Source organism: Rhodopila sp. (genome assembly GCF_035548235.1).
Lineage (GTDB): Bacteria > Pseudomonadota > Alphaproteobacteria > Acetobacterales > Acetobacteraceae > Rhodopila.
This window is the reverse complement of the sequence record NZ_DASZTJ010000182.1, coordinates 1-11,580: the sequence shown is the minus strand read 5'-3', so window position 1 is coordinate 11,580 and position 11,580 is coordinate 1. Positions and strand designations below refer to the sequence as shown.

Below are 11,580 nucleotides of genomic sequence, written 5' to 3'. Positions count from 1 at the left end.
TTCGCGTCAGTTCGGCGAAATGCGCCAGCATCCGATCAGCCGAAGGCGTCCGGCCGGTGAACAGGCGGAACGCCTCCACTGCTTGGAACACCGCCATGCCGCCGCCACCCAGCACCCGGCAGCCTTTTGCCCTGGCGCTGGCCAGCAAAGCCGTTTCCAAGGGGAAATAGACGATGTCGGCGACCCATAGGCGTGGGGACAGCGCGTCAGCGGGTACCGCCTGGCCCGGATATTTGGCCATCCCCAACGGGGTCGCGTTGATGATCCCATCGGCGTCCCGCACATCAGCCAGCGTTCCGGTCACCACGCGCCCTGCCCCGAAGCGGGCGACAAGGTCGGTCGTCAGGGCTTGGCTCTTCGCCTCATCGGTATCCACCAATGTCAGCCGCTTCGCCCCCAGCCCCAGGATCGCGTGTGCCACTGCGCAGCCTGCCCCGCCGGCCCCGAACTGCACGACATGGTCCAGCGCCACGTCCGCCAGACCTCGGCGGAAGGAGGCGGCGAAACCGGAAGCATCCGTGTTATGGCCGATCCGCTTGCCGTCACGCAGCGTCACGGTGTTCACCGCACCGATCGCGCGCGCATCATCCGACAGCGTGTGAAGCAGGGGCAGGATGGTCTGTTTGCAAGGATGGGTGATGTTCAGCCCATTGAACCCCATCCGCTCCGCCGCCGTCAGCAGGTCGGGCAGGTCCTGTTGTCCGAGTTTCAGCTCCGCCAGGTCGATCAGCCGATAGATATGGCGAAAGCCCTGCGTTTCCGCTTCCCGCATGTGCATGGCGGGCGTCAGCGAGGCCTGAATTCCGGTGCCGATAAGGCCGATCAGAAATTCCTGCTGCATGCCATGGATCCTTTTTTGTGGGCCAGGCGTTGCACGGCGGCGGGCTTCGGCGGAATACTTCGGGCCTTGCGCTGGCGTTGCGTGCCTTGTACTAACTAACCAGTTAATCCACGTCAACGAAAGTGGGCAGCACAGGGGGGAGATCATGTCGGAAACCGCACCGTTCCGTCCGTTGACGGCAGACACCCAGCCGGCCAACGACACGCCTTCTTACGGCAGTACCCGCCTGCGGCATCCGAACCGCCCGCCCCTTCGCATTCCCCAGACCGTCACCGAAACCACGGGTCCCCGTTTCGACGCCGCCCGCTTCCCCGCGATGGCCGACCTGTCGGTGCGGAACGGGTGCCAGGCGCTGGGTGAGCGCATCATCGTCCGCGGCCGTGTGATGGATGAGAACGACCGGCCGATCCCCCACACGATGATCGAGATCTGGCAAGCGAACGCCTCCGGCCGGTACGACCATCCGGGCGACACGCACGACGCGCCGCTCGATCCCAATTTCCACGGCGACGGACGTGTGTTCACGGACGATGACGGCTGGTACCAGTTCATCTCGATCAAGCCGGGCGCCTATCCGTGGCGCAACCACGCGAATGCCTGGCGCCCGAACCACATCCATTATTCGTTGTTCGGCAACGGGTTTGGACAGCGCCTGGTCACCCAGATGTATTTCCCCGGCGATCCGCTGCTGGCGCTGGATCCGATCTTCTTGTCGGTCCCGGATGAGGCCGCCCGCAACCGTCTGGTCGCCGGCTTCGACCTTGACATCACCAGCCCGGAATGGGCCCTCGGTTATCGTTTCGACTTCGTCCTGCGCGGACGCAACGCGACGCCGATGGAGAACACCTGACATGCCGGTCGCCACCGCCAACCAGACGATCGGCCCCTATTGGCACTTGATCGAGGATCCGTCCTGGAACGACCTGACCCGCTTCGGCGCCCAGGGGGGCGCCCAGGGGGGCGCCCAAGGGGATGTCATCGGGGGTGTCATTAACCTGACGGGTACAATTACAGACGGCGCCGGTGCGCTGGTGGCCGACGCGGCGGTGGAAATCTGGCAGTCCAGCCCGGACGCCAGCGATCGTTTCACCGGCTATGGGCGCACCCGCACCGATGACACCGGTACATTCCGGTTCAAGACCCTGAAGCCAGGCCCTGTCGCCGGCCTGGGCAACGCCCTGCAGGCACCGCATGTGGCGATCACCCTGCACGCCCGCGGATTACTGCACCCGCTGACCACGCGTCTGTATTTCGCCAACGAACCGCTGAACGAAACCGACCCTGTGCTGTCGCTGATCGAGGATCCGGCCGCGCGGCAGACCTTGATCGCCAGTCCCGATGGGCCGTCCACCTGGCGCCTCGACATCCGCCTGCAAGGGGACAACGAGACCGTCTTCATGGAATTCTGATGGCGCAGCCCCTCTCGAAATCGATCGCGACCGTCTCGATCAGCGGCAGCCTGGCCGAGAAGCTGGAGGCCGTGGCCGCGGTCGGTTTCGATGCGGTGGAGATATTCGAGAACGACCTGCTGACCTTCGACGGCTCTCCGGCCGAGATCCGCTACCTCGCCGAAAGCCTCGGACTGAAGATCGTCTGCTTCCAGCCGTTCCGCGATTTCGAGGCGATGCCGGAACCGCGCCGCACCCGGAACCTTGACCGGGCGGAGCGGAAGTTCGACGTCATGGAAGCGCTGGGAACGGACCTGCTATTGGTCTGCAGCAACATCTCCCCCGACGCGATCGACGACGACGCGCGGGCCGCCGCCGACCTTGCGGAGAGGGCGGAGCGCGCGGCGAAGCGAGGGCTGCGCGTCGGGTTCGAGGCGCTGGCCTGGGGCAGGAACATCAACCGATGGCGGCACGCCTGGCGAATCGTTCAAGCTGCGTCCCATCCTTCCCTTGGCCTCATCCTCGACAGTTTCCACACGCTCGCCCCCGGCGACGACCTTATTGGTCTCGACCAAGTGCCGGCCGAGAAGGTCTTCTTCGTCCAGATCGCCGACGCGCCGAAACTGTCGATGGACGTCCTGTCCTGGAGCCGCCACTTCCGAAACTTCCCCGGACAAGGCTCCCTGCCGGTCGATGGTTTCGTTAGAGACGTTGTTGCCGCCGGGTATCGTGGTCCCCTCTCCCTTGAGGTCTTCAACGACGAATTTCGAGCGGCCCCTGCTCGGTTGATGGCGCGGGACGGGCTGCGGTCGCTGCTGCTAACCGAAGCCGGCGCCGGCGTCACCATCCTGCCCGAACCGCCGCGCTTCGATGGGGTGGAGTTCCTGGAGTTCGCCGTCGACGATGCATCCGGCCGGCGATTGAGCGAGGGGCTGCGTAGCCTCGGCTTCCACTATATCGGCCGGCACCGCTCGAAATCGGTCGACTTGTTTCGCCAAGGCCAGGTGAACCTGATCCTGAACAGCGAACCCGACAGCGCCGCCGCCGAACACTTCCTGTTCCATGGCCCGTCCGTCTGCGCCATGGCATTCCGGGTCGATGACGCAGGACGTGCGGTGCGGCGGGCCGAGGCGCTGCTATGCCCTGAATGGCGCGAACGCACCGGCCCTGGAGAGCGCCAGATCCCCGCCCTGCGCGGACCGGACGGCACGCTGATCTACCTGGTCGAACCAGCACCATCGGGCGAGACGATCTATGATGTCGATTTCGACCTGTTCGACACCCAACCGCCCGAGGCGTTGACCACCACGATCGACCATGTCGCCCAGGCCCTGCCGGTCGGGCGGATGGATAATTTTGTCCTGTTCTACCGGGCGTTGTTTGATTTCAGAGCGGAACAACTCTGGGAAATCCCGGACGCGATGGGCCTGGTGCGCAGCCGCGCGATGGTGAGCGAAGGGGATCGGGTAAGGCTGCCGCTGAACATCTCCGAGAGCCGGGAGACGACGACGGGCCGTTTCCTCACGACGTTCTCGGGCGCCGGCGTCCAGCACATCGCCCTCGACAGCGCCGACATACACCACACGGTCGCCCAGCTCACGGCACGCGGCGCGCGGTTCCTGCCCATCCCCGCCAACTACTACGACGACATCGCTGCGCGATGGGACCTGCCGGACGAGCAGATCGCTGCGTTGCGGGCGCACAATCTGTTGTTCGATCGCGACGGGAGCGGCGACTTCCTGCATGCTTATACCGACCCGTTCGACGACCGCTTCTTCTTCGAGATCGTGCAGCGGATCGGCGGCTACCAGCAATTCGGCGCCGCCAATGCCGCGATCCGCATGGCCGCCCAGGCGGCACGCCGGACCACTCGACGATCGATTGCCGGAGCTAACGAAACCGGGTAATCGCCTTATCAAAGACAATAGGGGGAAACAGAATGACGTCGAGTGCCTCGAACCTGATCCTGCCGCGCCGCGCGGCCCTGCTCGGCGGTGCTTCGCTGCTGGCGGCGCCGCATATCGCCAAGGCTGTCGAACCGATCCGTATCGGCCTCCTGCTGGCCAAGACCGGGCAGATCGCCGCGCAGACGGAATACCTCGCCAACGGCACCTATCTGGCGCTCGAGGAACGCAAGAACATGATCATGGGCCAGCCGGCCGAACTGGTGTGGCTGGACGAACCGACCCCGCAGGCGGCGACGCAGAACATGCAGAAGCTGGTGCAGGAGAATAAGTGCGTCGCGATCCTCGGCGGCTCCCTGTCGTCGAACGCACTGGCCGAGGAAGCCACCGCCGCGCAGTTGAAGATCCCCTTCATCTGCGACAATGCCGCCGCGACCGAGATCTCCGGCAAGAACTGCAATCGCTTCACGTTCCGCCTCAACACGCCGGTGGCGGTGCAGCAGCGCATGATCTCCCCCTACGCGGCGAAGTTTGGGAAGAGGTGGTATCATATTACCGCATCCTATGCCTTCGGCCAGGACATCCTGCGTGCGTCGCGGGAGAACCTGAAGGCGATCGGCGGGACCGAGGTCGGTTATGACGAAGTGCCGCTGAACACAGCGGATTTCTCCAGCTTCATCCTGAAGATTCGGCAGGCCAAGCCGGACGTGGTCGTGGGCGGCCTGTCGGCGGGCGACCTGTCGACGTTCCTGAAGCAATGGAACGAGCTTGGCATGAAGGGCAAGATCCCCTTCGTGGAGATCGCGATCGGCGACACCGACATCTGGGCGGTCGGCCCGGAGGCGGCGACCGGCATCTTTACCAAGATGTGGTACTACAAGAACGCGGAAAACCCGGCCGAGGAAAAGGCCTTCGCCGCCGAGTACGAGAAGAAGCACGGCAAGCCGGCCGCCGACAAGGCCTGGATGGGCTGGATCACCGCCCGTTCCTTGTTCGAATCGATGGATGCCGCCAAATCCACCGACCCGATGAAGATCGTCGAAGCGCTGGAGGCCTGGAAGGTGACCTCGGGCCAGACCTCCTACAGCTATCGCCGCTTCGACCACCAGATGCTGGTGCGCAATCTCGCGGTGCAGGTGAAGGACAAGATCACCGACAAGTGGGACTATTTCGACGTCAAGGCGATCCTGCCGGAGAACCCGGCAGACCTGGATAAGACCTTCGGGACGGAAGCGGAGATCGGCTGCAAGATGGGTTAGGCCGCCGGCCTCTTGTCGTGGCCGGGCTCGTCCCGGCCATCCCCGCCTCCCCAGGGCGCAAAGATAAAATAGGCCTTCGCCCACCATGACGAGGAACATCAGCCAGGGAGGCTGCCGGACGTGTTCGATCCCGCGATCATATTCTCGCAAATCGCCAGCGGCCTCGTGCTCGGTGGCCTCTATGTCCTGATCGCCATAGGCCTGTCCATCATCTTTGGCCTACTGGGCATCGTCAATTTCGCCCACGGCGCGTTTTTCACGCTCGGCGCCTACCTGGCGCTGACGCTGTTCCAGTATTTCGGCTGGCCCGCCGTCATCCTCGCGCCCGTCATCGTCGGCGCTTTCGGCATGCTGGCGGAAACACTGCTGATCAAACGCCTCTATGACAAGGAACCGCTGGTCAGCCTGATCGTCACCTTCGCCCTCGCGCTGTGTATCGAGGCGACGGTGCGGCTGATCTACGGCGGCATCGGTCAGCCCTTCAACCCGCCGCCCTTCCTGGCCGGTTTCTACATCTGGGGTCCCGTCCTCATCACCAAATACCGGGTCGCGGTGCTGCTGACGACCGCGGCCGTGCTGATAGGCCTGTGGCTGTTCCTGGAGCATACCCCCTTCGGCCGCATCCTCCGCGCCGGGTCCCGCGATCCCGAGATGGTCGGGCTTCTCGGCATCAACCTGCCCCGCGTGCTGACCTGGGTGTTCGGCCTGGGCTGCGCGATCTCCGGCATCGCCGGGGTGCTGGCCGCACCGCTATGGACCGTCACCCCTGCCATGGCCACCAACGCCATCATGCCTGCTTTCGTCGTCGTCGCGATCGGCGGCCTTGGGTCCTTCGCCGGCGCCGTCATCGCCGGCCTGCTGGTCGGTGTCGTCATCGCGCTGACGATCCAATACTACCCCGAAGCGTCGGGCGCGGTGATGTACCTGTTCATGGCGCTGATGCTGCTGTTGCGGCCGCGCGGCCTGCTGGGCGAGCGGTGGGAGCGCTTCGAATGAGCCTGGTCCGCCATCCCGTCCTATGGTTCGTCATCGTGCTGCTGGCCCTGACAGGCCTCTGGCACCTGATCGGTGCCCCGATCACGCTGATCACCCAGATCGCGATCTATACCCTTTATGGCGCCGGCGTCTGCATGCTGGTCAGCTACACGGGGCTGGTGCCCTTCGGCGCCTCCGTCTTCTTCGGCTGCGCCAGCTATGCCGTCGCCTTCATCATGGCGCGCGGCGCGACCAACGAGATCGAGGCGCTGGTCTTCTGCGTCGCCTTCTCGTTGGTCCTCGCCGCAGTCATCGCCCTGATCATCCTGCGGCGCCGAGGCCTGTATTTCTCGCTGCTGACGCTGGCCTTCTCGCAGATCGCCTTCGAGGTCGCCTATAAATGGACCGACGTGACCGGCGGCGAGAACGGGCTGCAAGGCGTCCCTCGGCCCTTTTTTCCCAGTGCCTGGGCCTACCATGCCTTCGTGGTGGCGACCGTCGCCCTCGGCCTCTACAAGCTATGGCGCATCGCCCATTCGCCGTTCGGCCGGTCCTTGCAGGCCCTGCGCGATAACGAGCAGCGGGCGCAGAGTCTCGGCTATGACACGTATCGGCTGAAATTCGTGTCCTTCGTCCTGATGGGCGGGTTCGTCGGATATTCCGGTGGGTTGCTGGCGTTCATGATCCAGGGTGCCTACGCCGACAACCTGTCGTGGCAGCACGCCGGCGATTCCCTCCTGATGGCCGTGCTGGGCGGCGTGCATCACTTCCTCGGGCCGCTCTGGGGTGCCATCGCATTCATCCTGCTGGAGGACCGGCTGTCGGCGATCACCGAAAGCTGGTGGCTGATCTTCGCGCCGATCGTGATCCTGTTCGCGCTCGCCTCCCCCGAAGGAATGCAGGGCCTGGTGTTCCGGCTGCGCGGGCGGGAGGATTGGACGCTGACCCGCAAGCAGATCCCCCCGCGCCCGGCCCGGATCGAGCCCTATGTCGCCGGCCGTGCCAAGCTGGATCCGGACAAGCCGATCCTGACGGTGAAAGGGCTGTCCAAGCGCTTCGGCTCCCTTGTCGTTGCCAACGATATCGGGCTGGAGGTGTTCCCGTACCGCCTGCACAGCTTCATCGGTCCCAATGGCGCGGGGAAGACTACGTTCTTCAACATGCTGACCGGCATCCTGCATCCCAATGCCGGCGCCATCCTGTTCGACGGCCGCGACATCACGCATCTGCCGGTGCACAAGCGCATCCGCCTGGGCCTGTCGCGCTCCTTCCAAATCCTGTCGGTTTTCCGCAACCTGACGGTTTTCGAGAACGTCCGTGTCGCCGTCCAAGCGCAGGACCGGCGGGCCTGGGGCCTCTGGCGCGATGCCTATGGCTATGACGACCTCAACGCCCGCACCTGGTCGCTGCTCGCGGCGGTGGGGCTGGAGGACCGGGCGGCGGAGCCCTGCGCGAACCTGGCCCATGGCCAGCAGCGGTTGCTGGAGATCGCGATCTCCCTGGCCACCGACGCCAAGCTGCTGCTGCTGGATGAGCCGTTGGCGGGCCTGGCCGAGGCGGACCGCCAAGTGGTCGGGGCGCTGATCCGCAAGCTGGCGGACAGCCACGCCGTGCTGCTGATCGAACACGATATCGACCGCGTGCTGGCGCTGTCCGACCGCATCACCGTGTTGCATCAGGGTCGCCTGATCGCCGACGGCAAGCCGGCCGACGTCGCCGCCAACCCCGATGTCGTCACGGCTTATCTCGGCGCCGAGCGCATCGTCGCGCCGCCGACGCCGAGCGCGGCGGAACAGGCGGAGCATGCGGCGCGCAAGGTGCTGCTGACGGTGGACAAGCTCCGCGCCGGCTACGCGGGCAGCGTGGTGCTGGAGGACTTGTCGCTGGTCATCCATGAGGGCGAGGCGGTCGCCTTGCTGGGCCGCAACGGCGTCGGCAAGTCGACGACGCTGAAGGCGATCACCGGCACGGTCCGCGCGTCCTCCGGCACCATCGCCCTCGACACCGGGCCGATCACCAACGCCCGGCCCTATGAGATCAACCAGCGCGGAATCTCCCTGGTGCCCGAGGGGCGGCGGCTGTTCCCCAACCTGACGGTGATCGACAACCTGCGGCTGGCAATGCGCGAGGGCGGGGCATCGCTGGACGAAGTCTACGCGCTGTTTCCCAAGTTGAGGCTGTTGCAGAAGTCCAAGGCGGAAAGCCTGTCCGGCGGCGAACGGCAGATGCTGGCCATCGCCCGCGCCTTGATGGTGCCGGCGAAGCTGATCCTGCTGGACGAGCCGTTCGAGGGCCTGGCACCGGCCATCGTCAAGGAGGTGATGGACGCCCTGGCGCAACTGCGCGGCCGGGTCGCGATGGTGATCGTCGAGCACCATGCCGAGACGGTCCTGCCGCTGGTCGACCGCGCCTATGTGCTGGTGAATGGCCGGGTGGCGTTCGAGGGATCCGCCAAGGCGCTGGAAGCCGATCAGGCGCTGCAGGCGCGGCTGCTGGGGGTGGTCCAGAAGGAAGCGGCCTGAGCCTGTCCGAACCAGGGGCCGGTAAGCCAGACCCTGGCAGAGCGCATGGCGTACCGATAGACTGGATCGATGACCCTGCCCCGCATGCCGTCCTTTCGCCTCGACAATCGCCGTGCCCTGGTCACCGGCGCCGGACGGGGCATTGGCCTCGCCGCTGCGGCCGCGCTGGCGGAGGCCGGCGCCCATGTCACCCTCGCCGCCCGCACCGCCACCGAGATCACCGAGGCCGCCGCCGAAATCCGAGCGGCCGGCGGGCAGGCCGAACCGCTGGTGTTGGACGTGACCAACCAGGCCGCGGTCCGCGCCGCGATCGAGGCGGCGCCGCCGTTCGATATCCTGGTCAACAATGCCGGCACGAACCGGCCTCGCACCTTCCTGGACGTCACCGAGGACGACTATGATGTCATCGCCGGCCTGAACCTGCGGGCGGCGTTCTTCGTCGCCCAGACGGTGGTGCGGAAAATGGCGGCGGCATCGATCAAGGGATCGGTGATCCACGTCTCGTCGCAGATGGGGCATGTCGGCGGCCCGAACCGCAGCGTCTATTGCATGACCAAGCATGGGATCGAGGGTCTGACCAAGGCCATGGCCGTCGACCTCGCGCCGCTGGGCATCCGGGTCAATTCCATCGGCCCGACCTTCATCGAAACGCACCTGACCCGTCCGTTCTTCCAGAACAAGGACTTCAGCGACTTCGTCCTGGACAGGATCAAGCTGGGCCGCCTTGGCACAGTCGAGGACCTGATGGGGGCCATCGTCTTCCTCGCCGGCGACGCGGCCGCCCTGATCACCGGCTCCGCGCTGGTCGTCGACGGCGGCTGGACCGCCGAGTAGGTGACGCCGCTGTCAAACAGCCGGGGGAACGTCAGGCGGCATCCGGACTGGGACCTCGACCCGGACTTTCTGACGGTCAACCACGGCTCTTTCGGCGCGACCCCAATCGCGGTGAGGGCGGCACAGCGCACCTGGCAGGACCGGATGGAGCGCCAGGCCAGCCGCTTCGTCACCACCGAACTCGGTCCCGCCCTGCGAAAGGCCGCCGGGGTACTGGCAGATTTCCTGGACGCCCGCCCAGAGGACGTGGCCTTCGTCGATAATGCCACGACCGGCTGCAACGCCGTCCTGCGATCCATGACGTTCGAAGCCGGCGATGAGATCGTCGTTCTCAGCCATGTCTACGGCGCGGTCCGCAATGCTGTCCGCCACACCGCCCAGGCCACTGGCGCCCGGGTCGTCGAGGCGCGGATCCCGTTCCCGGATCCGTCTCCGGCGGCGATGATCGCGGCCGTCGCAGCCATCCTCGGTGCGGCGACGCGGCTTGTGGTGCTGGACCACATCACCTCCGCCAGCGCGCTGCTGGTCCCGGTGGCCGACATCGTGCGCCTGGCCCACGCCGCCGGCGCCAAGGTGCTGATCGATGGCGCCCATGCGCCCGGCCAGATCGACCTGAGCCTGACGGACATCGGCGCGGACTGGTATGTGGGCAACTGCCACAAATGGCTCTGCGCCCCGAAGGGCTGCGCCTTTCTGCATGCGCGGGACCAGGCGGCATTGCATCCGGTGGTGATCTCCCACGGATACGGCCAGGGATTCCTCGCAGAGTTCGACTGGACCGGCACGACCGATTTCAGCCGGTTCCTGGCGGTTGAGGAGGCCATCGCGCACCACCGGCGCCTGGGCGGTCCGGCACTGCGGGCGCGCAACCGGTCCCTCGCCGCCGAAGCCGCGGAGCGGCTGGCGCGTCGGCTGGGCACGCGGACGGGCGGCGGGCCGGTGGTCAGCGCCGCCATGGGTACCGTGCGATTGCCTGTTGGCGACCCGACACCAGAGCACGCGCTGGCGATCCGGCAAGCGCTGGTACGGGCGGGCACGGACGCGCCGGTTCATGCCCTGGACGGGGGGCTGTGGCTGCGGCTCTCGGCCTTCGCCTACAACGAGCCGGGCGATTACGATCGCCTGGGCGATATCGTCGCCGGTGTCCTGGCTGCCTGAACCATGACGGCCCTGCTGATCCTGCTGGCAGTCGTCGCGGTGTGCGTGACGCTCTACACGCCGAACATCTCGGCAGCGTTGCTGGAGGCGCGCTACGCCCAAGTGCCGTCGCGCTTCCTGCGCGCGAGCATGCAGCGCATCCATTACCGGGACACCGGTCCTGCAGACGCGCCGGTCATCGTCATGCTGCACGAGATCTGTTCGGACCTTCATACCTGGGACGGCTGGGCCGAGGCGCTGTCGGAGCAGTATCGTGTGATCCGATACGACATGCCGGGTTTCGGATTGACCGGTCCGGATGCCGAGACCGACTACACGACGCTGCGCACGCTTACCGTACTCGCCTCGATACTGGACATGCTGTGCGTCCGCCGCGCCATCCTGGTCGGCAATGCCCTTGGCGGCCGCATCGCCTGGCAGTTCGCTGCTCGGTTTCCCGAACGGGTGGAGAAGCTGGTGCTGGTCGCGCCGCGCCATCCGCTGGACGTCAAATGGCCGTTGCTGACGGTGTGGCAGCGGACGCTGCTGCCGGTCGTGCTGCCGGCGTGGTTCGTGCGCCGGACGCTGCGCGAGGCCTGGGGCGACCCGCGGCGGCTGACGGACGCGACGGTGGCCCGCTACCACGACCTGTTGCGGCGTCCTGGCGTCCGCCGTGGCCTATCGGCGCGGAGCATCCTGTTGGTGATGAACCTGCGCGAA

General features: G+C 66.2%; 10 protein-coding genes. 9 read left to right on the top strand and 1 reads right to left on the bottom strand.

Features of this window, described 5'->3' with window-relative positions; genetic code table 11:
- A partial coding sequence (locus tag VHB27_RS14810; RefSeq protein WP_325601746.1) for a shikimate dehydrogenase occupies positions 1-841 on the bottom strand: 841 nt, incomplete at its 3' end.
- A 145-nt stretch (positions 842-986) separates the two neighbouring features.
- Between VHB27_RS14810 and pcaH the strand changes: the two genes are divergently transcribed.
- The 9 genes from pcaH to VHB27_RS14765 all read left to right on the top strand — a co-directional run.
- A complete protein-coding gene (pcaH, locus tag VHB27_RS14805; protein ID WP_325601744.1) occupies positions 987-1,691 on the top strand; it encodes a protocatechuate 3,4-dioxygenase subunit beta in 705 nt (234 codons plus the stop codon).
- Position 1,692: 1 nt separating this feature from the next.
- Positions 1,693-2,250 (top strand): protocatechuate 3,4-dioxygenase subunit alpha, encoded by a 558-nt coding sequence (gene pcaG, locus VHB27_RS14800; protein WP_325601742.1) that lies wholly within the window; start codon positions 1,693-1,695, stop codon positions 2,248-2,250.
- Positions 2,250-4,136 (top strand): bifunctional sugar phosphate isomerase/epimerase/4-hydroxyphenylpyruvate dioxygenase family protein, encoded by a 1,887-nt coding sequence (locus tag VHB27_RS14795; protein ID WP_325601740.1) that lies wholly within the window; start codon positions 2,250-2,252, stop codon positions 4,134-4,136. The genes pcaG and VHB27_RS14795 overlap by 1 nt, the downstream gene beginning before the upstream one ends.
- A gap of 32 nt (positions 4,137-4,168) precedes the next feature.
- A complete protein-coding gene (locus VHB27_RS14790) occupies positions 4,169-5,392 on the top strand; it encodes an ABC transporter substrate-binding protein (protein ID WP_325601738.1) in 1,224 nt (407 codons plus the stop codon).
- Between the two features lie 120 nt (positions 5,393-5,512).
- Positions 5,513-6,388, top strand: a complete 876-nt coding sequence (locus VHB27_RS14785; RefSeq protein WP_325601736.1) for a branched-chain amino acid ABC transporter permease — start codon at positions 5,513-5,515, stop codon at positions 6,386-6,388.
- Entirely contained in the window at positions 6,385-8,889 is a 2,505-nt protein-coding gene (locus VHB27_RS14780; protein WP_325601733.1) for a branched-chain amino acid ABC transporter ATP-binding protein/permease, read from the top strand. Before VHB27_RS14785 ends, VHB27_RS14780 begins: the two co-directional genes overlap by 4 nt.
- Positions 8,890-8,958: 69 nt before the next feature.
- Complete coding sequence (locus VHB27_RS14775) at positions 8,959-9,723, top strand: SDR family NAD(P)-dependent oxidoreductase (RefSeq protein ID WP_325601731.1); 765 nt, start codon at positions 8,959-8,961, stop codon at positions 9,721-9,723.
- Positions 9,724-10,881: an aminotransferase class V-fold PLP-dependent enzyme gene (locus tag VHB27_RS14770; protein ID WP_325601729.1), complete on the top strand. Its 1,158-nt coding sequence runs from the start codon at positions 9,724-9,726 to the stop codon at positions 10,879-10,881. It abuts the gene before it with no gap.
- Between the two features lie 3 nt (positions 10,882-10,884).
- On the top strand, positions 10,885-11,580 hold a 696-nt coding region (locus tag VHB27_RS14765), incomplete at its 3' end, for an alpha/beta fold hydrolase (protein ID WP_325601727.1).